The sequence below is a fragment of the Pseudomonas sp. P8_229 genome (assembly GCF_034008635.1).
Lineage (GTDB): Bacteria > Pseudomonadota > Gammaproteobacteria > Pseudomonadales > Pseudomonadaceae > Aquipseudomonas.
On sequence record NZ_CP125378.1, the window covers coordinates 2,762,853 to 2,789,012 of the forward strand.

The following is a 26,160-nucleotide window of genomic DNA, read 5'->3' on the forward strand; positions in this document are numbered from 1 at the left end:
CCGGCCGTCGACCCAAGGCCCTGAAACGCGCATAACCGACGGCCTGCAGCCCTTTGTCACACCGTGTGTTTGGGCGCATCCGCCGCACTGCGCTACAATCCTGCGCCTTTGCTGCCAGTCGGCTTAAATTCATTGATATCGAGCCTGCGGAACATCCCTTCTGCGCCGATCTGTATTGCGAGGTCACCGCCATGGTGCACAGCATGACCGCCTTCGCCCGCGTCGAGAAAGCCGGCGTCCAGGGCACCCTGAGTTGGGAGCTGCGCTCGGTCAACAGCCGCTATCTGGAACCGCACCTGCGCCTGCCGGAGTCGTTCCGCGACCTCGAAGGCGCCGTGCGTGAAGCGCTGCGCCAGGGCCTGTCGCGGGGCAAACTGGAATGCACCCTGCGCTTTACCGAAGAAAGCACCGGCAAGCCGCTGCAAGTCGACCGTGAGCGCGCTGCACAACTGGTTGCCGCAGCCGAAACCGTTGCCGGCCTGATCAAGAACCCGGCGGCGCTGAACCCACTGGAAGTGCTGGCCTGGCCTGGCGTGCTGGTGGCCGACGCGACCGATCCGCAAGCACTGAACGCCGAGGCCCTGGCACTGTTCAATCAGGGCCTCAAGGAGCTCAAGGCCGGCCGCGAGCGCGAAGGCGCGGAGCTGGCTCGCCTGATCAACGAGCGCCTGACCTCGATTGAAGAAGACGTCGTGACCCTGCGCGAACTGGTTCCACAGATGCTCGCGACCCAGCGCCAGAAAGTCCTCGACCGCTTCACCGACATGAAGGCCGAGCTGGACCCGCAGCGCCTGGAGCAGGAAATGGTCATGCTCGCGCAAAAGAGCGATGTGGCCGAAGAACTGGATCGCCTGAGTACCCACATCATCGAAGTTCGCCGGGTACTCAAATCCGGAGGTGCCGCCGGGCGGCGCCTGGACTTCCTGATGCAAGAGCTCAACCGCGAAGCCAACACACTGGGCTCCAAGGCCTTCGACCCGCGCAGCACCCAAGCCGCCGTCAACCTCAAGGTGTTGATCGAGCAGATGCGCGAACAAGTGCAGAATATTGAGTAAGGCAACAGACATGACCCACAGCACCGGCACCCTGTACATCATTTCCGCCCCATCGGGCGCAGGCAAGAGCAGCCTGGTCAAGGCGTTGACCGACACCAACCCGGAAATCCGCGTCTCGATTTCCCACACCACCCGCGCCATGCGTCCGGGCGAAGTGGACGGCGTGAACTATCACTTCGTGACCCGCGAAGCCTTTGTGAAAATGGGCGAACACGGTGACTTCCTCGAACGCGCCGAGGTCTTCGGCAACTTTTACGGCACCTCGCAAAGCCACCTGCAGCAAACCCTGGACGAAGGTCACGACCTGATCCTGGAAATCGACTGGCAAGGCGCCGAGCAAGTGCGCAAGTTGATGCCGCAGGCCCGCTCGGTCTTCATTCTGCCGCCGTCGCTGCAGGCCCTGCACCAGCGCCTGACCAACCGCGGTCAGGACAGCGACGAGATCATCGACGGTCGGATGCGCGAAGCGGTCAGCGAGATGAGTCACTATGTCGAGTACGACTACCTGATCATCAACGACGATTTCGCCCACGCACTGGACGATCTGAAGGCAATTTTCCGCGCCAATCAGCTGCAACAGAAACGCCAGCAAGTGCGTTTCGGCAAATTGCTGGCCGAATTGCTCGGTTAATCAGCACTTCCCAAAACCGCTGCAAGCGCTTTACATTGGTGCTTGCAGCGCGTTGAAGGGTCTGGTCAAAAAATCAGCGCTTCCCTAATCGCTGGTGATTTTTTAAACTGTTGAGTCCGCTCGCCCAACCGGGCAGCGCGCATATTGCATTCGCTCCGAGGAATACCATGGCCCGCGTAACCGTTGAAGACTGCCTAGAACACGTGGAAAACCGCTTTGAGCTGGTCATGCTCTCTACCAAGCGTGCCCGTCAACTGGCCACCGGCGGCAAAGAGCCACTGGTCCAGTGGGAAAACGACAAGCCTACCGTTGTCGCCCTGCGTGAAATCGCTGAAGGCCTGATGAGCTACGAGTTCATCGCCGAGCAGGAAATCGTCCAGGATGAACCGCTCTTCGCTGCTTTCGAGGACGAGTCCAACGAGGCCGTCTAAGCCTATGCCTGGTCGACGTAGCACGGCGCGGGAACACAGCCTACGGCAGGAGTCATCATGCCGAGCATAGACGCCCTCGCCGATCGCTTATCGACCTACCTCGGCAACGACCAGGTCAACCTGGTCCGCCGAGCGTATTTCTACGCCGAACAAGCCCATGACGGTCAGCGCCGTCGCAGCGGCGAGGCGTACGTCACGCATCCTCTTGCCGTGGCCAATATTCTTGCCGACATGCACATGGACCATCAGAGCCTGATGGCCGCGATGCTGCATGACGTGATCGAAGACACCGGTATCGCCAAGGAAGCGCTGCAAGCGCAGTTCGGTGAAACCGTGGCCGAACTGGTCGACGGGGTCAGCAAACTGACCCAGATGAACTTCGAGACCAAGGCCGAAGCCCAAGCTGAAAACTTCCAGAAAATGGCCATGGCCATGGCACGCGACATTCGCGTGATCCTGGTCAAACTCGCCGACCGCCTGCACAACATGCGCACACTGGAAGTGCTGTCCGGGGAAAAACGCCGCCGGATCGCCAAGGAAACGCTCGAGATCTACGCGCCCATCGCCAACCGCCTGGGCATGCACGCGATTCGTATCGAATTCGAAGACCTCGGTTTCAAGGCGATGCACCCGATGCGTTCCGCGCGGATCTACCAGGCGGTCAAGCGCGCCCGGGGCAATCGCAAGGAAATCGTCAACAAGATCGAAGAATCCCTCGGCCACTGCCTCGCCATCGACGGCATCCAGGGCGAAGTCAGCGGCCGCCAGAAACACCTCTACGGCATCTACAAGAAAATGCGCGGCAAGCGCCGGGCCTTCAACGAGATCATGGACGTCTATGCGTTCCGGATCATCGTCGACAAGGTCGATACCTGCTACCGCGTGCTGGGTGCTGTACATAATTTGTACAAACCGTTGCCGGGGCGCTTCAAGGATTACATCGCGATCCCCAAGGCCAACGGCTATCAATCGCTGCACACCACGCTGTTCGGCATGCACGGTGTACCGATCGAGATTCAGATCCGTACCCGCGAAATGGAAGAGATGGCCAACAACGGCATCGCCGCCCATTGGCTGTACAAGTCCAGCGGTGACGAACAGCCGAAAGGCACCCATGCCCGCGCCCGCCAGTGGGTCAAAGGCGTGCTGGAAATGCAGCAACGTGCCGGTAACTCGCTGGAATTCATCGAGAGCGTGAAGATCGACCTGTTCCCGGACGAGGTCTACGTGTTCACGCCCAAAGGCCGGATCATGGAGCTGCCCAAAGGCTCCACGGCGGTCGACTTTGCCTACGCGGTGCACACCGACGTCGGCAACAGCTGCATCGCCTGCCGGATCAACCGCCGTCTCGCGCCGCTGTCCGAGCCGCTGCAAAGCGGCTCCACGGTCGAGATCGTCAGTGCACCCGGTGCGCGGCCGAACCCGGCGTGGCTCAACTTCGTGGTCACCGGCAAGGCACGTACGCACATCCGCCACGCGCTGAAACTGCAACGTCGTTCCGAATCCATCAGCCTCGGCGAACGCCTGCTGAACAAAGTGCTCAACGGTTTCGACAGCGCGCTGGAGAAGATTCCGGCCGAGCGCGTCAAGGCGATGCTCAGCGAATACCGCCTGGAACTGATCGAAGACCTGCTCGAAGACATTGGCCTGGGCAACCGCATGGCCTATGTCGTGGCGCGTCGACTGCTCGGTGAAGGCGAACAGCTGCCAAGTCCGGAAGGCCCGCTGGCGATTCGCGGCACTGAAGGCCTGGTCCTGAGCTACGCCAAGTGCTGCACGCCGATCCCGGGCGACCCGATTGTCGGGCACCTGTCGGCCGGCAAAGGCATGGTCGTGCACCTGGACAACTGCCGCAACATCAGCGAAATCCGCCACAACCCGGAAAAATGCATCCAGCTCTCGTGGGCCAAGGATGTCACCGGCGAATTCAACGTCGAACTGCGCGTCGAACTGGAACACCAGCGTGGCCTGATCGCCCTGCTGGCCAGCAGCGTCAACGCAGCCGACGGCAATATCGAGAAAATCAGCATGGACGAGCGCGATGGTCGCATCAGCGTCGTCCAACTGGTGGTCAGCGTCCACGACCGTGTGCACCTGGCCCGCGTGATCAAGAAACTGCGCGCCCTGACCGGGGTCATCCGCATCACCCGCATGCGTGCATAACTCAACCATTACAAGGAGTCATACATGACCAAGACTGTTATCACCAGCGACAAGGCCCCAGCCGCCATCGGCACCTACTCCCAGGCGATCAAGGCCGGCAACACCGTCTACATGTCGGGTCAGATTCCTCTGGACCCAAAGACCATGGAGCTGGTTGAAGGCTTCGAAGCCCAGACCGTCCAGGTGTTCGAGAACCTGAAAGCCGTCGCCGAAGCGGCCGGTGGTTCGTTCAAGGACATCGTCAAGCTGAACATCTTCCTCACCGACCTGAGCCACTTCGCCAAGGTCAACGAGATCATGGGCAAATACTTCGACCAGCCTTACCCGGCCCGCGCCGCCATCGGCGTTGCCGCGCTGCCAAAAGGCTCGCAAGTCGAAATGGATGCCATCCTGGTCATCGAGTGATGCGCACGGCGCGGCCCTCAACCGCCGCGCCGACTGCTCTGCAAGAAAAGGTTTTGAAAGGATTCCACCATGCGCAAAGCGCTAGCTCTCCCGCTGCTCGCCATTTTCCTCGGCGGCTGCGCCAGCAACCCTGCCGACCATGACATCAGCGGCACCTGGATCAATCAGGTGGCGATCGATGCTGCTGCCAAGGGCGGCCCCCTGCGCGAAGCGCTTCAGGCCTATGGCCCGAATCTGGAGTGGGACGTCAACACCAAGGCCGGTCAGGCCCGCTACACCAACGGTTTCGAGAACGTCGAAGGACGGCTGCAGGGCGAACAGTCCGGCGCCTGGAAAGTCGACTTCTATGGCAGCTCCGGCAGCGAGCTGAAACGCGACGGCGGCCAGATGAAACAGGCCGCCAGCGAGAACGAACCCGACCAGTTGTTCGATCGTGCGCAAATCCCTGTGCCGGAAGGCGCGCCGATTGGTGCCAGCTTCGAACGCGCGCTGTATTCGGCCTACCTGGGCGGCAGCTGGAAGATCGCCAGCGGCGACGGCGAAGGCAACACCGTGCAATTCCAGGCTGACGGCCAGGTCTCCGGCCTGCCCGGTGCTGACCGCTACGCCCTGTGCCTGGCAGGCGACTGCGCCTCGATGAACAGCGACCACGACAGCATGTGGCTGCAACTCAACGGCCAAGGCAACAACTGGATCTTTGCCCGCAAAGGCAAAGCCCTGGAGATTTTCCAGGCGGTGAACAGCGCACTGGCAGACGAGATGCCGCAGTTCACCCCGGGTGAGCGCAAGTGGTTGCTCGAGAAGCAGTAAGCATCCCCGAGAGCAACACATTACCCTGTAGGAGTGAGCCTGCTCACGATGACGGTTTAACAGCCAACATAAGTGTTGAATGTTATGGCCTCATCGCGAGCAGGGCTCACTCCTACAGTTGCTTGGGGCGCCTGGAAGTCAGCACGTACCCTCGAGAATCGCGGCATAACCCTCGCGGTAACTCGGATACGTCGGCGTCCAGCCCAACGCCTTCGCCCGCGCATTGCTGCAGCGCTTGCTACCGGTGCGGCGCACGCTGGCGTCGTCCGCCCACTCGGTAACCCCCAGATAATCGCGCAGCCACGCGACCACCTCGGCCAGCGGCGCCGGCGCGTCGTCCACACCGATATAGATGTCTTGCAACGGTTCACCCCGACGATCCGCTTCCAACAGAAAAGCCATTAAGCCGGCAGCGTCATCGGCATGAATGCGATTGCCGTACAGCGGCGGCTCGACCGCCACCCGATAACCGCGACGCACCTGAGTCAGCAGCCATTCGCGACCCGGGCCGTAAATGCCAGTCAGACGCAGGATGCTCGCAGGAATGCCGCTGTTAAGCGCAACCTGCTCGGCTTCGAGCATCAGTCGTCCGGAATAGCCGCTGGCGACGGTCTCTGAGTTCTCGTCGACCCACTCCCCTTCCTGCTGGCCATACACGCTGCTGCTGGACACGAAGATCAGCCGCTCAGGCACCTGACCGAAATCGCTCAGCCAGCTCAGCACGTTCTGCAAACCCTGCACATACGCGGCGCGATAACCGGCCTCGTCGTGATCGGTGGCTGCCGCGCAATACACCAGGTAATCCACCGCGCCGAACGGCCAAGCCTCGGGGCAGTCTTCCTTGAACAGGTCACCAGCCACACCAATGACGCCCTCAGGCAGACGCGAAACGTCGCGACGCAGGCCGTGCACTTCCCATCCGCCGACCACCAATTGCTTGGCCAGACGGCTCCCGACATCACCACAACCGGCGATCAAAACCGAAGGCGCAGACATTCAAAAACTCCCGTTACAAGGGCTTAAACCACGCTCACCGGGTGACGAGTGGTTAGCAATCAAGGAAAAAAAGAGACTCTATTACTTTAGTTAACAAGAATTACTTGCAATAATGCACGTCACTTTTGTTCTCGGCCTCACGAGGCCTGGAAGAGCATCACCGTTTTTCTATCTCAGGTCCGGCCAGCATGACACGTAATCAATCCCCCGCTTCGCCAACCACACGACCTCGCGCCTGGAGCGCGGTGGCGGCCCTGTTGCTCAGCCTGATGCTGGCACCGGTTGCAGCCCTTGCTGACGCCACCGCCCCCGCTGCCAACCCGGCGACCGCCACCGCTCCACAGGACGTACCGAGAAATCCTGACGGCAGCGTCGACACATCCTCACTGCCGCCAGAAGTACAAGCATCCCTGGCCAAGTTCGGTGAACTGGCAAAGCAGATCGACCCGCAACAGCTGGAAGCCGACAACACCCTGGGCATGGCCCACGACCTGTCGCCATGGGGCATGTACCAGAACGCCGACATCATCGTGAAAATCGTGATGATCGGTCTGGCCATCGCCTCCATCATCACCTGGACCATCTGGATCGCCAAAGGCTTCGAGCTGATGGGCGCCAAGCGTCGTCTGCGGGGCGAAATCGCCGCCCTGAAAAAAGCCGCCACCCTCAAGGAAGCCAGCGCGACGGCTGCCAAAGAAGGCACCCTGGCCAACCTGCTGGTGCACGACGCCCTCGAAGAGATGCGTCTGTCGGTCAACAGCCGTGAAAAAGAAGGCATCAAGGAGCGCGTGAGCTTCCGCCTTGAGCGTCTGGTCGCTGCCTGTGGCCGCAACATGAGCAGCGGCACCGGCGTCCTCGCCACCATCGGTTCCACCGCGCCGTTCGTCGGCCTGTTCGGTACCGTGTGGGGCATCATGAACAGCTTCATCGGCATCGCCAAGACCCAGACCACCAACCTCGCCGTCGTCGCGCCGGGCATCGCCGAAGCGTTGCTGGCCACCGCACTGGGTCTGGTCGCAGCGATCCCGGCGGTAGTGATCTACAACGTGTTCGCCCGTTCCATCGCCGGCTACAAGGCGCAGGTCTCCGACGCTTCGGCGCAGGTCCTGCTGCTGGTCAGCCGTGACCTCGACCACCAGCCTGAGCGCAGCAGCTCGCAGCCGCACATGGTCAAAGTGGGGTAATCGGCCATGGGCCTGCATTTGAAAGAAGGCGCAGACGACGATCTGGCCGAGAACCACGAAATCAACGTCACGCCGTTCATCGACGTAATGTTGGTGCTGCTGATCATCTTCATGGTGGCCGCGCCGCTGGCCACCGTGGACATCAAAGTCGACCTGCCAGCCTCGACCGCCAAACCGGCGCCGCGGCCAGAGAAACCGGTGTTCCTCAGCGTAAAAGCCGATCAGCGCCTGTACATCGGCGACGACGAAGTCAACGCCGACACACTCGGCGCAATGCTCGACGCCAAGACCCAGGGCAAGAAAGACACCACCATCTTCTTCCAGGCCGACAAAGGCGTGGACTACGGCGACCTGATGAGCGTGATGGATAAATTGCGCTCGGCCGGTTACCTGAAGGTCGGCCTGGTAGGCCTTGAGAGCGCAGCCAAGAAATGATCACGACGCGCCATAAGCTGACGCGTTACAGCGGTAGCCTGGCCGTGGTGCTGGGCGTTCACGCGCTGGCCATCGCGCTGGCGCTGAACTGGACCGCCCGCCCGCCCATCGAACTGCCGCCGCAGGCAATGATGGTCGAGCTGGCACCGGTTCCGGCCCCGCCACCGCCTGCTCCGCCGAAAGTCGTCACACCGCCGCAGCCACCAGCTCCGGTCGAAGAGTTGCCGATTCCGAAACTGGCTGAAGCACCGAAGGCTGAAATCGCGGTGCCGAAACCTAAACCGAAGCCAAAGCCTCAGCCGCCGAAGCCCGTCGAGAAAAAGCTGCCAGATCCGCCGAAGGAAAAGCCTTCCGAGGAAAAACCGGCCGATACGCAACCGACCCAGGTACCGACGGAGAAATCCGCTCAGCCGGCACCGGGCCCGTCGCCCGCGCAAATGGCCGCCAAGGCCAGTTGGCAAGGCACCCTGCTCGCGCATTTGGCGAAGTACAAAAAGTACCCGCAAAGCGCACAGGCGCGGGGCAAAGAAGGCTTGAACCGCCTGCGCTTCGTGGTCGATGGCGAAGGCAACGTGTTGTCGTTCGAACTGGTGGGCCGCTCCGGCAACGCCGATCTGGACCGGGCCACCCTGGAAATGATCCGCCGCGCACAACCGCTGCCCAAGCCGCCGGCCGACATGCTCAACAACGGCTCGATCGAAATTGTTGCGCCGTTTGTTTACTCCCTCGAACGCCGCCGCTAAGGCAACGCAAAACCTGTAGGAGTGAGCCTGCTCGCGATAGCGGTGTATCAGACGATAAATTATTGACTGACACGACCCCATCGCGAGCAGGCTCACTCCTACAAGGATTCTCCGCCAGCCGAGAGAACCAAGCCAAAAAAGGCACCGAAAGGTGCCTTTTGCGTATCCACGCGCGGCAAACCGACATTGCCCGGTGTCGCATTCCTCACTCAGTCTGATAACGTGCGTCTATCGATTGCAGCCGTTATGCTTGGCCCGCAACTTCATGGACGCTCGCTATGACTCTCACAGAATTACGCTACATCGTTACCCTCGCCCAAGAGCAGCACTTCGGCCACGCGGCCGAGCGTTGCCACGTCAGCCAGCCGACCCTATCGGTGGGCGTGAAAAAGCTTGAAGACGAACTCGGTGTGTTGATTTTCGAGCGCAGCAAAAGCGCCGTGCGCCTGACCCCGGTCGGCGAGGGCATCGTTGCCCAGGCGCAGAAAGTCCTGGAGCAGGCGCAAGGCATCCGTGAACTGGCCCAGGCCGGCAAGAACCAGCTGACCGCCCCGCTGAAAGTCGGCGCGATCTACACCGTCGGGCCGTACCTGTTCCCGCACCTGATTCCGCAACTGCACCGGGTCGCCCCGCAGATGCCGTTGTACATCGAAGAAAACTTCACCCACGTGCTGCGCGACAAACTGCGCAACGGCGAGCTCGACGCGATCATCATCGCCCTGCCGTTCAACGAAGCCGACGTGCTGACCCTGCCGCTGTACGACGAACCGTTCTATGTGCTGATGCCGGCCCAGCACCCGTGGACGCAAAAAGAAACCATCGACCCGGCCCTGCTCAACGACAAGAGCCTGCTGCTGCTCGGCGAAGGCCACTGCTTCCGCGATCAGGTGCTCGAAGCCTGCCCGACCCTGACCAAGGGCAACGACGGCGCCAAGCACACCACGGTGGAATCCAGCTCGCTGGAAACCATCCGCCACATGGTCGCGTCCGGTCTGGGCATCTCGATCCTGCCGCTGTCGGCGGTGGACAGCCATCACTACGCCCCGGGGGTGATCGAAGTACGGCCGTTGTCGGCGCCGGTGCCGTTCCGCACCGTGGCCATTGCCTGGCGCGCCAGCTTCCCGCGACCGAAAGCCATCGAGATCCTCGCCGATTCCGTTCGCCTGTGCTCGGTTGCCAAACCCGCAGCGCCGGTTACGGCCGGTTAAGCGAGCGTCATGACTGAGCTGTCGCAAGTGTCGGTGACGGCACTCAAGGGTGTCGGCGAAGCCATGGCCGAGAAACTGGCCAAGGTCGGTCTGGAGAACCTCCAGGACGTGCTGTTTCACCTGCCGCTGCGTTATCAGGATCGCACCCGCGTGGTGCCGATCGGCCACTTGCGACCGGGCCAGGACGCCGTGGTCGAGGGCACCGTCAGCGGTGCCGACGTGGTCATGGGCCGGCGTCGCAGCCTGGTCGTGCGCATGCAGGACGGCACCGGTGGCCTGAGCCTGCGCTTCTACCATTTCAGCAATGCGCAGAAAGAAGGCCTCAAGCGCGGCACGCGGATTCGCTGCTACGGCGAAGTGCGGCCCGGCGCCTCGGGGCTGGAAATCTACCACCCGGAATACCGCGCCATCACCGGCGACGAACCGCCACCGGTGGACGAAACCCTGACCCCGGTCTACCCGCTCACCGAAGGCCTGACCCAACAGCGTCTGCGCCAGCTGTGCATGCAGACCTTGACCCTGCTCAAGCCATCCACCCTGCCCGACTGGCTGCCGAGCGAACTGGCCCGCGACTACCAATTGGCGCCACTGGCCGATGCGATCCGCTACCTGCACAACCCGCCCGCCGATGCCGATGTCGATGAACTCGCCCTCGGTCATCACTGGGCCCAGCATCGTCTGGCCTTCGAAGAACTGCTGACCCATCAACTGTCGCAGCAGCGTCTGCGCGAGAGCATGCGCTCTCTGCGCGCACCGGCGATGCCGAAAGCCACGAAGCTGCCGCCGAAATACCTGGCCAACCTCGGCTTCAACCCGACCGGCGCGCAACAGCGCGTGGGCAACGAAATCGCCTACGACCTCAGTCAGCACGAACCGATGCTGCGGCTGATTCAGGGCGACGTCGGCGCGGGCAAAACCGTGGTCGCCGCCCTCGCTGCACTGCAAGCGCTGGAGGCCGGTTATCAGGTCGCGCTGATGGCGCCGACCGAGATTCTCGCCGAGCAGCACTTCATCACCTTCAAGCGCTGGCTCGAACCGCTGGACATCGACGTCGCATGGCTGGCCGGCAAGCTCAAGGGCAAGAACCGCGTCGCCGCGCTGGAGCAGATCGCCAGCGGCACGCCGATGGTGGTCGGCACCCACGCGCTGTTTCAGGACGAAGTGCAGTTCAAGAACCTCGCGCTGGTGATCATCGACGAACAGCACCGCTTCGGCGTGCAGCAGCGTCTGGCGCTGCGGCAGAAAGGCGTCGGCGGGCGCATGTGCCCGCATCAACTGATCATGACCGCCACGCCGATTCCACGGACGCTGGCGATGAGCGCCTACGCCGACCTCGACACCTCGATCCTCGACGAATTGCCGCCCGGACGCACCCCGGTCAACACCGTGCTGGTCACCGACACCCGCCGGGTCGAAGTCATCGAACGGGTGCGCAGTGCCTGCGCCGAAGGGCGTCAGGCCTATTGGGTGTGCACGCTGATTGAAGAGTCGGAAGAGCTGACCTGTCAGGCCGCCGAAACCACCTTCGAAGACCTCACCGCCGCCCTCGGCGAGCTCAAGGTCGGGCTGATTCACGGCCGCATGAAACCCGCCGAGAAAGCTGCGGTCATGGCCGAATTCAAGGCCGGCAACCTGCAACTGCTGGTCGCGACCACGGTGATCGAAGTCGGCGTCGACGTGCCTAACGCCAGCCTGATGATCATCGAAAACCCCGAACGCCTGGGCCTCGCACAACTGCACCAATTGCGCGGCCGCGTCGGTCGGGGCAGCGCGGTCAGCCATTGCGTGCTGCTCTACCATCCGCCGCTGTCACAGATCGGTCGCCAGCGCCTGGGCATCATGCGCGAGACCAACGATGGCTTCGTCATCGCCGAAAAAGACCTCGAACTGCGCGGCCCCGGCGAAATGCTCGGCACGCGCCAGACTGGCCTGCTGCAATTCAAGGTCGCCGACCTGATGCGCGACGCCGACCTGCTGCCCGCCGTGCGCGATGCCGCACAAGCCTTGCTGGAGCGCTGGCCGACTCACGTCAGCCCGTTGCTCGACCGCTGGCTGCGCCACGGGCAGCAATACGGCCAAGTGTGAGCACCGTCGCAGTTTCTCAAAGCCCGCCGCGAGCAAGCTGGTTATACTCCTGCCATTGTTTCAAAAACGGATACAGACCATGACTGACGCAGCTCTCGCCCCCGAACTCCCGCACGCGCCGTCTGTAATTCGGCTGTTGCTCGGCAAGCTGGGTATCGCCTACGAAGAAGTGCTCGACCACCACGGCCTCAATGCTTCGCGCAAGGTACAAGCCGTATTGCTGGACGATGCTGTGGGCGCGCTGATGGTGCTGTTTCCGCAAAGCCAGTTGCTCGACCTCAACCGCCTCGCCGAACTCACTGGCCGGCGCCTGACCGCCGTGTCCACCGAACGCCTGGAAAAGATGCTCGGCAAACACAGCCTGAGCCTGCTGCCGGGCCTGCCGGCGCTGACCAGTTCGCCGTGCCTGTACGAAGAAAGCCTGCTGCGCGAACCGAAGTTGCTGATCAACTCCGGGGAGCCGGGCCTGCTGCTGGAAATCGCCAGCGAAGACTTCAAGACCATGCTGACCAAGGCCAGCGCCGCCAACTTCGGTGAAGCCCTGAGCAGCATCCGCCCGAACCTCGACCGCCCGGACGATGACCGCGAGGAAATCACCCAGGCCGTGCAGGCATTCACCGCGCGGCGCATCCAGCAGCGTCTGGAAGCAACCATCGAGATTCCGCCGCTGGCCGAAACCGCGCAAAAAATCATCAAGTTGCGCGTCGACCCCAACGCCACCATCGACGACATCACCGGCGTGGTCGAAACCGACCCGGCGCTGGCGGCACAGGTCGTAAGCTGGGCGGCATCGCCGTACTACGCGTCGCCGGGCAAGATTCGTTCGGTGGAAGACGCGATCGTTCGCGTGCTCGGCTTCGATCTGGTGATCAATCTGGCGCTGGGCCTGGCCCTCGGCAAGACCCTGAGCCTGCCCAAAGACCACCCGCAACACACCACGCCGTACTGGCAGCAGTCGATCTACACCGCCGCTGTCATCGAAGGCCTGACCCGCGCCATGCCGCGCGCCCAGCGCCCGGAAGCCGGCCTGACGTATCTGGCCGGTCTGCTGCACAACTTCGGTTACCTGCTGCTGGCCCACGTCTTTCCGCCGCACTTCTCGCTGATCTGCCGTCACCTGGAGGTCAACCCGCACCTGTGCCACAGCTACATTGAGCAGCACCTGCTGGGCATCAGCCGCGAACAGATCGGCTCGTGGCTGATGCGCTACTGGGACATGCCCGATGAGCTGGCCACCGCCCTGCGCTTCCAGCACGACCCAAGCTACGACGGCGCCTACGCCGAATACCCGAACCTCGTCTGCCTGGCCGTGCGCCTGCTGCGCAGCCGCGGCATCGGCTCCGGCCCCGACGAAGACATCCCCGACGCCCTGCTCGAACGCGTCGGCCTGAGCCGCGACAAAGCCAATGACGTGGTCAGCAAAGTCCTCGAAGCCGAAGTCCTGCTGCGCGAACTGGCGTCGCAGTTCAGCCAGGCCTGAACGCCATCGCGAGCAGGCTCACTCCTGCAAGGGTTAGGTAATCCCTGTGGGAGCGAGCCTGCTCGCGATGAATCCAACTCAATCTACCTGCCTGACACAAAACCTGTGGTGAGGGGATTTATCCCCGACCGGCTGCGCAGCAGTCGCAAACCCAGCCAACAGTGTGTGTCAGTTATATCGAGGTCTCAGGTTTTGGGGCCGCTACGCAGCCCATCGGGGATAAATCCCCTCGCCACAACAGCCCATCTGCTCAAGCCCTTCTACTCAGACTTTCGGCTTGGCCTTCCTCGGCTTCAAATACTTCATCAACCCCTGAAACCACATCACCAGCGCCGGGTTGCCCTTGAGCTGGATCGACTTGTCCTGAATCCCCTGCATAAACGCCAACTGCTTGTTCTTCGCCTGCATCGTGGCAAAGGCGTAACCCGCATCCTTGAACGCAATGGCAAACGCCGGTTCCGCCACCACCCCGGACTTGCTGGTGATGCGCTGATTCTTCACCACGAAATGCCGCGCCACTTTCCCGTCCAGCGTCTGCAGCTGAAACACCAGATCCTTGTCACCCAACTGCTGCTGGAACGCAGGATTTGTCCGGCTGGCCTTACCCATCAACAAACCCATCATCCACAGGAGAAAACGAAATTTCATGCGCACAGCCTCAAAAGGAAAATGAACGGCCGGGGCAGTGTAAGGGATTCAGACGATAACGCCAGTATCTGACTCTGTTGGGAGATGATGCAGACCATTTCCCGCACGATGACCACCAAGTCACGATTCTGCGAGCCACGTCCCACACCTGCACAGATCGTTCCCATGCTCCGCGTGGGAATGCATCCCGAGACGCTCCGCGTCTCACCATTCACCCTTCCTACACCTGTTGAAACACATCCCTGTAGGAGCTGGCGAAGCCTGCGATCTTTTGATCTTAAACCCTGCAACCCAATGGGAAATTTCCTGCAAACCGCCGGGATGCCCATGAACTAGGCGGTTTGCAGTTCGTCGATAGCCTCTGTGTGTCGCCGCAAAATCGGTGACTTGGACGTGCAAGTCCGGTTCAGGTGCACATTCGTTGATGGCATTTCGCCGAGCCTTTTTCTATGCTCGCGATCGTTATGGCGGCTGTGCGTCGGAGACCTTCGGGTCTGCCGGGTTCCTGAACCGGTCTTGCACACCAACGCACAGCTGCCACCTATTCGAAGTGCAAAGCGATTGGTGTCAGCCTCACAACTTCAGGAAGCTGCACCATGATCAAACCAACACCCAATCCCCCCGAAACCCCAGATATATCGCCCTACGAATCGCTGGAATCCAAGAAATTCCACGAAGCCGCCGAACGCGCCCTCGACCACCACTTCAAACCACCCCTCGAACCACAGCCCAAACGCGAAACCGGCCTCTTCAGCCTCTCCCCCGGCACCGACGCCGAAGCCCTCATGGCCAACGCCTCCGAAGACCTCCTGTCCATCAGCGTCATCGCCTGCGACCTCGCCGACGACCTCCACGGCTCCCGCCGCTCGGTTGCACTGGCCCTGAGCCGAATGGCAGACGGGGTGAGATTGATGGTGGAAGGGACGCTTGATCATATTGAAGTGCGGAATCTGGCAGCCAAGCCGTAGCGAGATTTGCGGATGAAAAAAGGGGACCTTAAGTCCCCTTTCTGCAACTGCCTGTAAAAATCCAGGCACAAAAAAACTGCCAATCACGGCAGCTTTTTTGAGAATCCGAAACCTTCAGCCAGCCAGTCGACCGACAGGCTCGAAATCACTGCCATTGGACAGAGCAACATCCAGAAAGCGGCTGCGCTTACTGGAACGCTTGGCCAAAACTTCACGAGCTTCGGCCTGCAACCGGGCAGCCATCATCGGCTTTGGTTCATTTTTGGACTTTTTCATGGAAACCTCTCGGGTCTCGTAATTTGACTGGTTCGTCCTGTCTGCCGGCGCCACCCGCCCCCTTGATTCTTGGGCATGGATAATCAATGGCAATTTTGAAGGTCCAGAGAGTAGCGATATTTGAAAGCTCTTGAATAGCCGCCGGAAACACCCCGACATTGATTATCTGATCGAAGCAAACCGCAGGTTCTATCCCTGTCGCTGACTCATCACGCATCGGCGAGACGGGATTGACTACCAATAAAGGGACGTTATGTCCCCTTCCTGAATATTCTCTGCCTCACCATTGGCAACCTGTTTCAGGTTTCGAATCCACGTTGTAATCGTTTTCAAACGAATACTTCTTTGCGGATGTGTAATTCGTATACGACATCGCATCAACCCGGCCACCCTGAGTGACCATCTGATACTCACCTGTCAGTGCACCATCAACTACTTCAACCCAAGTGGTCGTGTACTGGTAGGGCCGGCCATACACGAGTTCTTCTTGTTCAGTACTGCGATGAACCAGCCCAATAGCCTTTTTCGACTTGCTGTACTTGACGCCAGCACCGCTCCACTTGGCGACAGAATCGTAATAGGTTCTGAACTCAAAATTTATGGGCTTGCCTTCGTAGGAGCGGAAACAAAAAACCTCGGTCGTGACCTCGCTATAAGCTGTCAGAGGAACGAAAGCGAGCAACGCGGAAAACAATGCAGACGAAAATTTCAAACCGAACATTCCGTTAGCGGTTCATGGGTATCAGCAAACGATTCGGGCCTGTTATGCACCAGGCTCAAGCGCGCCGCACTTCAGCTCTTTGATTTGCTCGTTCTTGATCGGAATCACACACGCGAGGCGCTTCTCTCCGAGCCCGCGAAGCTCAGTCAAACTCAGCGTCACGTGCAACCCATCCTCGGCAAACACATGATCCTCAAACCCGGCATCGGCATAGTCCGTCCAAAATGCCTTGCCCTCGAAACGGCAGAACCGCTTGGAGGACAGCACCCTCCAACCGCCGTTCGGCGCCAGTATCTGGACCGTCAGGCATGGGCTGCCAAAGGTGCTGACATAACGTGCCACGACATCGCCGAAGCGTTGGGAGCCGGACAGGTACACCTTGTTGAGATCGACCACATTACCCGGCTCATCAGCGACGATTGTGTCCAGGTAGGCCGCACGCTCCAGACTCAGTCTGGCCATGCAGTTGTTAATCGTCGTGACATGCGCTGCCACCCCTGGCTCGATTTCCGTGGCTTCAAGCGGGCATGTGGTGTCGCGTAGCTTGATCCAGGCGCGCTGCGATTCTCTGGCCAGGGCGACCAGCGCCTTGCCCTGCTCAGGGTCGCGCCGTTGTTGAGCCTCAAACCGTCCCAGCAGTTTCTTGTAGCTGGCATTGAGTTGCGTGTCGGCTTCCTTGCGGGCTGCCTCCACACACTGATCGACCTGGGCGCTAACGGTGATTTTCTTGCAGTCGTCCTCGGCCATCGCGCAGGAGGCAAACAGGCATCCAAAGGACAACGCGATAAAACGCACAAACATGTTCAATTTTTCATTCCCTGAATGGCGGATCGCTCAACGACACGTTGAGGTATTTTCTGCGCCTTGCCGTCGGCACTCATTGCGTCGCGGTACTGGCTGTAATAACGCTGCGCTTCATCTTTGCGATCAAGGCGCCAGAGCGAATCGGCAATGTTCAACATCAGTACCGTCCGTTTACCAACGGCCTCAACGCCGCGATAAAACTTCAGCGCCAACTCATCTCTACCGCCCTCGGCCAGATAAAAACCGAGGTCGTTGTAGACCCGAACATTTTGCGCCGGGGGATGGCACGCCATGTAGGACTCTGGACTTAGAAAGTTCAGGCTCGATTCGATGGACTCTGCGCGGGACTGTGCGGGCTCGATACTTGAGGCATATTTCAGCAAGTCCTTTGGGGACGTCGTCTCTAGGGTGGGAGTGAGCACATCGCCGTCTTCGGAAACCCATTGATTGCCCTTCCACTGACCGACACAAAAAGTCGCCCAACGATCAGCCAGCACGCAACCGGTCTCCATGGAGATCACAACGCAATGCTGTTGCGACTCCAGTTTTTCTTCACCATTTTCGAGCGACAACATGCCGAAGATCACCGGGTCGAGTAACAAGGTTTTCTTGTCAGGACTGAGCATATTGGAGTGCCCATCGGCGCCAATGTCGGCGCCGAATAGCGGGAAGGTTTTGCCGTTGGCGGTGAACCATGCGGTCGCGGAGTTCACACCGGGCATCGTCCATTTTGTTGCTCTAAACGTCACGGTGTGCCCATCGATACCGACTATTGGCGGGTCCTCGGCGAGGACACTTGTGGCGGCCAGAAGGCAGCTGATCATCAACACCCATTTAAGGCTGGCCATAGACGATCCTCTTCACCGTCGGGCTTTCTGACATTAACTGTCTCTTCGTAACGCCATAGGCCTTGATCAACTCTTCCCGAGATCCCTTCAAGCCAAAAGAGCGTTGGTTATTATCGAAGCTGTATTGCTCCAATCGCCCTGCTGTCGAGTAATACCCATGCCACTCCGCACAGGCACCGCAACCGCCATATCCGCCTATCGAAACAAGACTGCCCTTGGTGCCGTCCACGCAATCCATCGCCACAACAACATTGCTCAACATCTTCGTCTTCGCACCGTCGGAAGTGAGTTGTGAAACTTTGCTGATATCGCGTCGAAGCACCTTGCTACCGATGTTGATGGTCTGGTCGGAGCAGACCGGGATGACGTGGGTTTGCGCACCATCCACCGTCACCGATCGGCAGGACGACACCAACACCACTTCAACACCGCCGCACTGCATGACATCGCGTTGGGTGTAAGCATCCGTCGGCGCGGCGAAGGCTGGGGAAGAGAAAAACCATGCCAGGCTCCCGGCGAACAAAAGCTGATTCATTGAGAAATCCTTTTCGCCGTTAGCCGGCCTTTTGTTTTGTCAGGCACTTTGCATAGCCGTCCGCAAACTTGGCGTCGAATGACAACGCCACCGGTTCATCCAACTCGGCCGAGGTGTTGAGCAATTCGTGGGTAGCCGGGGTGTATTTGATCCAGCCAATCGTGCCGGTGCCGTCGGTGTCGAAAAACAGCTGAGCGCGCACTACTTCACCGTCGTCCTCGTCGATCAGCAAATTGACCTTGTCTTTGCCGACATAACGAAACGGAAAATCGCTGCTCCTGACAAGCTCAGTAAGGTAGCCGTAGCAACTCCCTTCGCTGGCAGTCGCGGGCAGTGAATGAGGTAATAGCGAAAGCGCAATCAGCACAGGTCGAATGAAAAACCGGTTCATCCACTCACTCCTCATCCATCGGCGACGATTCCACGTTGGTCATATTCAGCAGCCGAAACTCATTGTTCACAAACTCGTAGTAACGATCCCGGTTGCCGCTTTCCAAAGTATTCCCTTGGGCGTCTTCTTCGCCGTCGAGCGTGATGCCGGAGACGATGATCATGCGGCTGTCGGGCTGATATGCCATGCCGAACGTGCTGCCGTCGTAAGCATTCGGCAGACCGCCAACAACTTCCCCAGTCTGAGCGTCCAGCACTTCGCCGCAAATGGCGCTGCCGCCACAGCCGAGCCTGTGCAGGATGTAATGGCCGGCGAAGTTGACCTTGCCTTTCAGGGCTTGCACCCGTGCCTGATCCATCATTGGGCTGCTGTTTTCTTGCGGCACCAGCTTATGGTTGGGGCCGGTGAAAACTGGCGTGACGGTGTAATCCTTGAAGGTTGGATCGGCAGCGAATGCCATGGACGCGGCAGCCAATATCAAGCTGCCGAGAACAATCGAAAATCCTTTCACGTAGTAACTCCGTAAATGCCGTGGGGACCGTCGGCTTACTCAGCCTGCCCTTCGTAACGCTGTGTCTGCGGGTCGAATTGCCACAGATGTGGCCGGGTCGTGGCCTTTTCACCCTTGTAGCGAATCCGCCCGCGCTTGTCCCTGATGTAGGAGTAGATCTCGATGTCCTTGAACTCACCTCCCCCCTTGGCTGGGCCGTCCAGAACTTTGACCCCGGCGAAGTAACCGCCGCCCGAATACCTCAAATAACCACGGCACTGGATCAGGAAGGCGAATGTGCTATCCATTGATGAGCCAATGCCGACGCGGGAATTGAAGATGAAGTCTTCGATGCCATCGCCATTTAGATCGCCGCGAAAAACCACGTGGCCCGGATCGATAGAAAACTCTTTTCCATCGAGACTGGAAAGTATGTCTTCCGGATGTTCACTGCTCTGCGACCATTGCGATAAGAAATATTTTGAGTCAGCTTCCTGATTGCAAACACTTGCCGCCATAACCGCTATCGGGAACCAGCTCACACATAACACCAGCAATCGTTTCACTTCGTATCCTTCGAATTGATCAACTCCAACCCACCATCCCGATACAACACCTCACACCCCACCCACGCCGGATCTACCTGCGGCATCACCGCCGACGGCTTACGCAACTCGCGCAACAACGTCGAGCCATGCGACAAGCGCCCGCCCATTCGCGCAATCACCGCCTGCGCCGCTTGATAGTGCGCATGCCGCCCCGGATCGAGGGTGTCTTCGAGCAGGATGTCGGCGCCGAGGATGCCTTGCACCTGCCCCGGATAAATCATGAACCCGGTGGCCTGCTCCGCACCTTCGCGACCGTCCTGCCAAAAACTGCCATCGCGGGTGCGCACGTCGGGATGCGGCGCGAACCAATGCTCGCGGTCCGCCAGTGGCATGGCGTGATGAAGCCGGAAGAAGATGCGCATCAGGTTGTCGCGGTACCACTCGCGTACTTGCAGGTAGTAACCGCGCAGGCCCGGCAGGCCGGTCGAATGCGCGAGGCGGATCAGCCCTGACCATTGCGGGAATGGCTGTAGCGGCAGCTCAGTCGCCGTAGGTCGAGGCGTAGCGGGATCGGTTTCCCATGGCAGACGATGCGGACTGTTTTCAAGGTTGTCGTAAGCCGTCGGCGGGCGTCCGAGCCAATCGCCGCCGCTGCTGGCCAGCGCTGTAGCGATGCAAAGATTGCCTTGCACCACGAACACGTAAAACCGGGTGAACCAGTCCGCGAGTTGTTGGCCATCGGCACCTTGGGCGACGAGTTCGGCCAGCTCCCGATCGAAGCGCTGCAAACCATTTTCAAGGTTCAGCAAATGGCTGCGAGCCTTGCGTTGCATGCGCAAAAACAGCGGCAACGAACGCAACATCTTCAGTGGCTGCCACGGCAAATGCGGCGTCGCACCACCGACTTCACCGGCGTAGTTGCTGGCGCTGATGCCCCAGTCGGCCAGCCGGGCGAGAAACAGATCATTGTTGATATAGGACGCGCCGCCGAACACTGCGGTGAACGGCTCGTTGTCCTGCAACACCCGCGCATCCCAACGCGCCATGATCGCCGGGATACTCGCTGCCGCGCGGCGCTGGGCGTATTCCACCAGCACGCTCGGTTGCGGCGGCAGGATCTCGGCGATGTTGGCGGCGGTCAGGTGGCGGCGCCAGCCGTAGTCGCTGATCGGCCGGTATTGCAGCAGCCACAGTTGCGCACCGTCCCAGGCCCATTCGACGTCGCCGGGCACATAGTGAAAAACGCGCAGCACGTCTTGCAGAAACTGCCACAGCAACAGTTCGGTCAAACCGTGCGTGGCGGTAAATGCACCGCTGCGCCAGGCCTCGCCAACCCGCGACAGAGTGGCCCGCGAAGGGCTGACGTGACCATCGGCCAACGACTCCAGATGGCCTTCCACCCATTCCAGTTCAACTGACAAATGCCGGACAAACGCGATCCCGGAAACCACCGGCGTGATAAAGCGCTGCACCACCACTTCCTCGACGCCTTCGGCGGTCAATTCGGCGATGCGCGTCGGCACGTTGGCGCGCGGCTCGCGCAGGTAAGTGGTGCTCAGACCGGCATTCGCCGAGTCAGCCTGATCCTCGCCATAGCTGGAGGAACGCACCGCCCAGGTCACGTCGGGTTGCGCGGCGAGAAAGGCTGACAGACGCGGATCATCGCAATCGTTGAGGTTCAGCGCCGCCGGCACCGGTTGCCGGGCCAACTCCGCCAGACGCAAACGGCCGCCCTTGGTGTGCGCGACAAAACCACGCTCGCCGGACTCCAGCCACGCGGCAAATTCAGCCGGCGCGTCGATCCACGGGTAATGGCCCCAACCGGGTTTCAGGCTGATGGTCAGATCAGCGCGGGCGAGAATCGCCGACCACGCCGCCGCTTGCTCGATGCCGAGCACCGCGTCCTGATCGCCCCAGACCAACTCGACCGGATCGGTGATCCACTCCAGCAGCGGCAGCGCGGTGTCGGCCCGCACCAGATCCCAATGCGGCACAAACGCCCGACAGCGAGCATAACCGGCGCCCATGCGCTGGTACTGCGCGGGCGTCCAGGTCTGATTGGAAAACTTGCGCGCGAACAGCGTCGGTTTGTTCGCCAGCAGCCAGTGAATGGTCTTGCGGATCGGCAGTGGCGACATCAGTGCCGGCAACCGCCGCTGCCACAAAAACGCACCGACCGGGGCCAACAAAACACTGCGGGAAAAGTGTCCGGGCCGACGCTGCAACGCGTGCAGCACCAGCAACCCGTTGACCCCGACCGCCATGATCGCGCTGCCCTTCTGCGTCATCGCCAGCAAGGTCTGCGCGTAGTCCGCCAGATCCTCGCAGGGTGGCAGCGGATTGGCGCCGAAGCCCGGCAACTCCAGCGGCACCACGTCGTAGCGCTGGAAGTGCGGCAGCGCGTCATCCCACCAATCGGCGGCGCTGCCGTTGCCGGCCAGCAGGTACATCAAGGGCTTGCTCATGAGCGATCCTCAGGTCAGATCGCGCAGAGCGGCGTCGAGGGTTGGATAGCGGAATGTGTAACCGGCCTCGGTCAAACGCTGCGGCTCCACGCGCTGACCGTCGAAGAACAACTGCGCCATCTCCCCCGCCATTGCACGCACTGGCGCGGCGGGAATGTGCAACCACACCGGACGCTTGAGGACCTTGCCGGCCTGCTCGGCGAACGCTGACTGACTGACCGTTTCGGGCGCGACCATGTTGTAGGTGCCGCGCAGACTGTCGTCGTTGAACGCCCGCGCGATCACCTGAATCACATCGTCGCGGTGCACCCAGCTCATGATCTGCTGACCGTCGCCCATCCGCCCGCCGAAACCCAGCCGGAACGGAATCAGCAACGGCGTCAACGCACCGCCCGGGCCGAACACCACACCGAGACGTAGCACCACCTGACGCACGCCGAACTCGGTGGCCGGTTGCGCGGCGATTTCCCAACGCGCGCAGAGTTCGGCCATGAAACCGTCGCCCTTGCTGGCGTGTTCGTCGAGGCTTTCGCTGGCATCACGCACGCCGTAGAAACCGATGGCCGAGGCTTGAATCCACAGTGCTGGTTTGTGCTTGGTGTTCCTCAGCCAAGTCATCAACGCTTCGGTGGTGCCGACTCGGCTGGCGAGCAGTTGCGCCTGACGCTTGGGAGTCCAGCGCGGGCCGGCGACGGGTGCGCCGGCGAGATTGATCACTACGTCGAAGGTGTCGTCGTGGCTGAGTTCGCTGAGCGAATGCACGCAGCGGACGCGGCCGTTGAATAGATTGGCCGCGCTCAACGGATCGCGCGTGAGGACGCTGACCGAATGGCCGGCGTCTAGCAGTTGGTTGACCAAGGCTTCGCCGATGAACCCGGTGCCGCCGGTGATCAGCACGCGTTTGAAAGCGCCACCAGCAAACGGGTTGGACAGGCCCGTTGTCTTTACTGCAGGAGACTTCCGGCGGTCATGGCGATAAAGCCAAACCAACGGCGGCACCAACACCAGCAATGCAAAACCGTCGAGCCACAGGTGCGACCAGACCTGTTGTTGCGCAGACAGCCACATGTCCTGCGGCGCCCATAACAGGATGCCGGCGATCAACCAGCCCCACACTGCCGGGGCTTTCAAGCGATTGCCCAGGTGCACCAGCGCGAGCATGTACAGCGAATAACTTTGCAGCGTCGCGCCGAACAGCGCGAGCCACCAGACCTGTTGTTCGTGGCCGGCGGCGGGTACTGCGTCGGCGCCCCAGAATGCCAATTCGAGAACTTGCAGATAGCCGTCGAGTAAACCGGAATGCCCGGCCCAGGTCAGGGTGAGTCCGGCGAGTATGTGCACGACTGCGGCGGCGTATAGCCAGAGCACTAACGCGGGGCGAAGGGAGATCGAGGGGGCTGGCATTCCGTGTCCTGAGCGCATTCCTTGGGGGTGGGGAGTTTAAAGGAAAATCGCAGTCGTCAGATGCTCAAGTATTAAACGTTTAAGCGTGAGGGATTCAGGCAAAACTCCTGCAAAACCGCCTCAAACATGCCCTCGAAATTCAAATGCAGTGGCTGGCTTTGATCGGCGCTGTGCCTGACGATCCCAATCGCCCCACGTTGAAGAGGCCCAACTGATTACCTTTGTCAGCCGCCATCTGATAACAGGCTAACGCTCGGGACATATCCTTCGTTCCAAGCTCCCCACCTTCAAAGGTCGAGGCCAGATAATTCATCGCGTCTGTGGAACCCATGGTGATCGCCCGAATGACCTGCTCTTTTGCCTGCTCGGGATGGAGGCAAGGGCCGTTATAGTCGGTGGAGTTTCCGACACAAAAAAACGTGGCATAGGCCAACGCGCCACTCGGTATTTTCGAGGCTGCTTTGAACAGCGCCTCAACCTTCGAGGTTTCCAACTGAGACGCCATTTGCGAAAGGCTTAGGCTTGCCGCCGACAGGCTCGCCTGTGCGTCACCCGATTCTGCAGCACACACAAAATTTTCCAGCGACGCTTCAATCAACTCCACCGTCAGCGGGTATTGCTCAAGAAACCCCAGCCCACCTAGCGCTTCGGCACGCTGATAACAGAAGTTCTCGGCGCGGCTCATTCCCGGGTTCTCTGTTGCGACAAGATCCTTCTCACTGATCGACCAATCCTCAATCCCCTCAAGCACCCAGCACGCCTGACGAGAGAAGTTGAAGATTTTTACATTGCTGTTGCCCGCCCGCTTATCGACCACGTTGACGTGACTGTCGTCGACCTCTTCAATCTCGACTCCAGGTGTCTTGCCGGGTGTGACGGCAGCCATCAGCGGGTAGGTGAAGGAAGCACCGCTGACGCCCGAGGTCGAAGGCTCAAAGGTACTACGGTCCTTGCCAGCAACCGGCTTCAACACAAGCGACTTGACCGTCATCGCAGTGAGACGGCGTTGTGATTCACTGCTGGCGGAAAATGCTGTCAGGAAAGCAGGGAATTCCTCCGAAGGACAAGCGCCGTTGGCCGGCGCTGTCGAAGTGCTCTTGTCAGGTGCAAGAGCAGGGACAATCTTGTCCAGATACGCCGAGCGCTCGCGGCTCATTCTGGCGATGCACGAGTTGACCGCAATCACATGCGCCGGCATCCCCGTCTCGATCTCGAATGCCTCCAACGGACAATTCGCATCGCGCAATTTCAGCCACGCACGTTGCGACTCTTTAACCTTCGCCGCGTACTCCGCGCCCAATGCCGGATCCGCTCGATAATCAGACTCAAGCCGCGCCATCAATTGCTTATAGCTGACGTTCAACTGCGTATCGGCAGCCTTCTTCGCCGCCTCGGAGCAGGGCACCATTTCCAGGCTTGAGGTGACATGGCTGCAGTCATCCTGCGCGTACACTGCTGAAACAGGCAGCAGCACGGCCAGCAGGGTAAAAACAAAACGTTTCACTGTGTTCTTCCTTGAGTCATTCAGGCTTTGCGTTTGGTGAATCGGGTGATGCATTGCTTGGGTATGTTCATTTCCCAGTAGGTGCTGAGCAACGCTTTGCGTTTTTTATCGACGCGCAGGTTAACGAAGCCATCGCCGCAGTCCGGCTGCAACTCTTCGAACGTGCCGGTTTTCGCTTGATAAACGAACACTCGGTAGTAATCGTAAGTACCCATACCGTCATCAAGCTGCCAGACCGCGAAATCCTTGGCGCCGTCAAAATTGAAATCATCGACCTGCGCATGGAGTTCGTTTTCAGCTTGAAAATCGATTGTCCGCGACTCGTTATGCGTTTCGCTTTTAACCGCGACGTTCAGCGTGGAGCCTTCGAGAACCAACGTCGCCTCGACGCCTTTGGTTGGGCTGAACGTAGTGGTTTCGGCCAACACCGGCATCGTCCACAGCAGGCCGAGCAGTGATACTGCTAGAGTTTTTGATCTCATGTGCGCGCCCTACTCCCACTTGCATCCGGACTCCAAAGAGGAGTCGACGCTGGTGTTATTTCCAAAATAGTAAACCTTGCCATTGGACTTCTTCGTGTACGTCATCGAGACGATCTGCGTTCCTTGAGTCACGAGTTCGTAGGTTCCTGAGACCTTGCCGCTGATGACTTCAGACCAGCTTCTGGTGCCCTGCCAAGGGGCATCGGCGCCGAGTATTTCGTTCTGGGTATCCGTCAACACAATGGAAATTGGCTCGCTGGACTTGGCGTACTTTACGAAGCCGCCTGACCATTTGCTCGAGGCATCGTAAAAGGTACGGAACTCGAACTTCACCGGACTGGTTTCGGATAATTCGAAGCAGAGTGATTCGCTGGTGACTGCGCTGTGGGCGGCGAAAGGAAATAACGCCAAAAAACCAACACATGACTTTTTCATATTTATCGAAACTCG

The 26,160-nt window shown here is 60.1% G+C and carries 28 protein-coding genes; 13 read left to right on the forward strand and 15 right to left on the reverse strand.

The genetic code is table 11. The features are described from left to right. Positions 1-191 precede the first annotated feature (191 nt). From QMK55_RS12600 to QMK55_RS12625, 6 genes are all read left to right on the forward strand, one after another. The gene (locus QMK55_RS12600) at positions 192-1,055 is read left to right on the forward strand and encodes a YicC/YloC family endoribonuclease (RefSeq protein WP_102356281.1); all 864 of its coding nucleotides are present in this window, start codon (positions 192-194) and stop codon (positions 1,053-1,055) included. A 10-nt stretch (positions 1,056-1,065) separates the two neighbouring features. Next, positions 1,066-1,686: a guanylate kinase gene (gene gmk, locus QMK55_RS12605; RefSeq protein WP_102356282.1), complete on the forward strand. Its 621-nt coding sequence runs from the start codon at positions 1,066-1,068 to the stop codon at positions 1,684-1,686. Positions 1,687-1,853: 167 nt separating this feature from the next. Beyond that, positions 1,854-2,117, forward strand: coding sequence for a DNA-directed RNA polymerase subunit omega (gene rpoZ, locus QMK55_RS12610; RefSeq protein ID WP_008030604.1), 264 nt, complete (start codon positions 1,854-1,856; stop codon positions 2,115-2,117). Between the two features lie 57 nt (positions 2,118-2,174). Next, complete coding sequence (gene spoT / locus QMK55_RS12615) at positions 2,175-4,280, forward strand: bifunctional GTP diphosphokinase/guanosine-3',5'-bis pyrophosphate 3'-pyrophosphohydrolase (protein WP_007962359.1); 2,106 nt, start codon at positions 2,175-2,177, stop codon at positions 4,278-4,280. A 24-nt stretch (positions 4,281-4,304) separates the two neighbouring features. Then, positions 4,305-4,685 (forward strand): RidA family protein, encoded by a 381-nt coding sequence (locus QMK55_RS12620; RefSeq protein WP_003229509.1) that lies wholly within the window; start codon positions 4,305-4,307, stop codon positions 4,683-4,685. Between the two features lie 69 nt (positions 4,686-4,754). Beyond that, positions 4,755-5,495 (forward strand): hypothetical protein, encoded by a 741-nt coding sequence (locus QMK55_RS12625; protein WP_102356283.1) that lies wholly within the window; start codon positions 4,755-4,757, stop codon positions 5,493-5,495. 138 nt (positions 5,496-5,633) lie between these two features. On the opposite strand, the gene QMK55_RS12630 is transcribed toward QMK55_RS12625, so the two are convergent. Continuing rightward, positions 5,634-6,491, reverse strand: a complete 858-nt coding sequence (locus QMK55_RS12630; protein ID WP_320329280.1) for an SDR family oxidoreductase — start codon at positions 6,489-6,491, stop codon at positions 5,634-5,636. A 188-nt stretch (positions 6,492-6,679) separates the two neighbouring features. On the opposite strand from QMK55_RS12630, the gene exbB reads away from it, so the two are divergent. The 6 genes from exbB to QMK55_RS12660 all read left to right on the forward strand — a co-directional run bounded on the left by exbB (position 6,680) and on the right by QMK55_RS12660 (position 13,626). After that, entirely contained in the window at positions 6,680-7,675 is a 996-nt protein-coding gene (exbB, locus tag QMK55_RS12635; protein WP_102356285.1) for a tonB-system energizer ExbB, read from the forward strand. A 6-nt stretch (positions 7,676-7,681) separates the two neighbouring features. Continuing rightward, a complete protein-coding gene (gene exbD, locus QMK55_RS12640; protein ID WP_102356286.1) occupies positions 7,682-8,110 on the forward strand; it encodes a TonB system transport protein ExbD in 429 nt (142 codons plus the stop codon). Continuing rightward, the gene (locus tag QMK55_RS12645) at positions 8,107-8,853 is read left to right on the forward strand and encodes an energy transducer TonB (protein ID WP_320329281.1); all 747 of its coding nucleotides are present in this window, start codon (positions 8,107-8,109) and stop codon (positions 8,851-8,853) included. The genes exbD and QMK55_RS12645 overlap by 4 nt, the downstream gene beginning before the upstream one ends. Before the next feature lie 278 nt (positions 8,854-9,131). Continuing rightward, on the forward strand, positions 9,132-10,061 hold the full coding sequence (locus tag QMK55_RS12650) for a hydrogen peroxide-inducible genes activator (protein WP_025112699.1): 930 nt from the start codon (positions 9,132-9,134) through the stop codon (positions 10,059-10,061). Positions 10,062-10,070: 9 nt separating this feature from the next. Continuing rightward, the gene (gene recG / locus QMK55_RS12655; RefSeq protein WP_320329282.1) at positions 10,071-12,146 is read left to right on the forward strand and encodes an ATP-dependent DNA helicase RecG; all 2,076 of its coding nucleotides are present in this window, start codon (positions 10,071-10,073) and stop codon (positions 12,144-12,146) included. Positions 12,147-12,225: 79 nt separating this feature from the next. Continuing rightward, entirely contained in the window at positions 12,226-13,626 is a 1,401-nt protein-coding gene (locus tag QMK55_RS12660; protein WP_102356289.1) for an aminoacyl-tRNA deacylase and HDOD domain-containing protein, read from the forward strand. A 264-nt stretch (positions 13,627-13,890) separates the two neighbouring features. On the opposite strand, the gene QMK55_RS12665 is transcribed toward QMK55_RS12660, so the two are convergent. Then, positions 13,891-14,274, reverse strand: a complete 384-nt coding sequence (locus QMK55_RS12665; protein WP_320329283.1) for a helicase — start codon at positions 14,272-14,274, stop codon at positions 13,891-13,893. Positions 14,275-14,870: 596 nt separating this feature from the next. Between QMK55_RS12665 and QMK55_RS12670 the strand changes: the two genes are divergently transcribed. Next, a complete protein-coding gene (locus QMK55_RS12670; protein WP_320329284.1) occupies positions 14,871-15,242 on the forward strand; it encodes a DUF6124 family protein in 372 nt (123 codons plus the stop codon). 114 nt (positions 15,243-15,356) lie between these two features. On the opposite strand, the gene QMK55_RS12675 is transcribed toward QMK55_RS12670, so the two are convergent. From QMK55_RS12675 to QMK55_RS12735, 13 genes are all read right to left on the reverse strand, one after another. Further along, on the reverse strand, positions 15,357-15,518 hold the full coding sequence (locus QMK55_RS12675) for a hypothetical protein (RefSeq protein WP_320329285.1): 162 nt from the start codon (positions 15,516-15,518) through the stop codon (positions 15,357-15,359). 280 nt (positions 15,519-15,798) lie between these two features. Then, on the reverse strand, positions 15,799-16,239 hold the full coding sequence (locus QMK55_RS12680) for a hypothetical protein (RefSeq protein WP_320329286.1): 441 nt from the start codon (positions 16,237-16,239) through the stop codon (positions 15,799-15,801). A gap of 42 nt (positions 16,240-16,281) precedes the next feature. Then, positions 16,282-17,040, reverse strand: coding sequence for a lysozyme inhibitor LprI family protein (locus QMK55_RS12685; protein ID WP_320329287.1), 759 nt, complete (start codon positions 17,038-17,040; stop codon positions 16,282-16,284). 2 nt (positions 17,041-17,042) lie between these two features. Next, positions 17,043-17,891 carry a tetratricopeptide repeat protein gene (locus tag QMK55_RS12690; RefSeq protein WP_320329288.1) on the reverse strand — a complete coding sequence of 283 codons (849 nt, stop codon included), beginning with the start codon at positions 17,889-17,891 and terminating at the stop codon, positions 17,043-17,045. Then, the gene (locus QMK55_RS12695) at positions 17,878-18,426 is read right to left on the reverse strand and encodes a hypothetical protein (protein WP_320329289.1); all 549 of its coding nucleotides are present in this window, start codon (positions 18,424-18,426) and stop codon (positions 17,878-17,880) included. Before QMK55_RS12695 ends, QMK55_RS12690 begins: the two co-directional genes overlap by 14 nt. Before the next feature lie 19 nt (positions 18,427-18,445). Beyond that, positions 18,446-18,817 carry a hypothetical protein gene (locus tag QMK55_RS12700; protein WP_320329290.1) on the reverse strand — a complete coding sequence of 124 codons (372 nt, stop codon included), beginning with the start codon at positions 18,815-18,817 and terminating at the stop codon, positions 18,446-18,448. A 4-nt stretch (positions 18,818-18,821) separates the two neighbouring features. Next, a complete protein-coding gene (locus QMK55_RS12705) occupies positions 18,822-19,277 on the reverse strand; it encodes a hypothetical protein (RefSeq protein ID WP_320330254.1) in 456 nt (151 codons plus the stop codon). A gap of 86 nt (positions 19,278-19,363) precedes the next feature. After that, entirely contained in the window at positions 19,364-19,873 is a 510-nt protein-coding gene (locus QMK55_RS12710) for a hypothetical protein (protein ID WP_320329291.1), read from the reverse strand. After that, positions 19,870-22,320 (reverse strand): alpha/beta fold hydrolase, encoded by a 2,451-nt coding sequence (locus QMK55_RS12715; RefSeq protein WP_320329292.1) that lies wholly within the window; start codon positions 22,318-22,320, stop codon positions 19,870-19,872. The genes QMK55_RS12710 and QMK55_RS12715 overlap by 4 nt, the downstream gene beginning before the upstream one ends. A gap of 9 nt (positions 22,321-22,329) precedes the next feature. Continuing rightward, the gene (locus QMK55_RS12720) at positions 22,330-23,724 is read right to left on the reverse strand and encodes a TIGR01777 family oxidoreductase (RefSeq protein WP_320329293.1); all 1,395 of its coding nucleotides are present in this window, start codon (positions 23,722-23,724) and stop codon (positions 22,330-22,332) included. Positions 23,725-23,863: 139 nt separating this feature from the next. Beyond that, entirely contained in the window at positions 23,864-25,228 is a 1,365-nt protein-coding gene (locus QMK55_RS12725; protein WP_320329294.1) for a lysozyme inhibitor LprI family protein, read from the reverse strand. 20 nt (positions 25,229-25,248) lie between these two features. Beyond that, on the reverse strand, positions 25,249-25,710 hold the full coding sequence (locus QMK55_RS12730) for an XAC2610-related protein (RefSeq protein ID WP_320329295.1): 462 nt from the start codon (positions 25,708-25,710) through the stop codon (positions 25,249-25,251). A 9-nt stretch (positions 25,711-25,719) separates the two neighbouring features. Next, positions 25,720-26,145: a hypothetical protein gene (locus QMK55_RS12735; RefSeq protein WP_320329296.1), complete on the reverse strand. Its 426-nt coding sequence runs from the start codon at positions 26,143-26,145 to the stop codon at positions 25,720-25,722. Positions 26,146-26,160 lie beyond the last annotated feature (15 nt).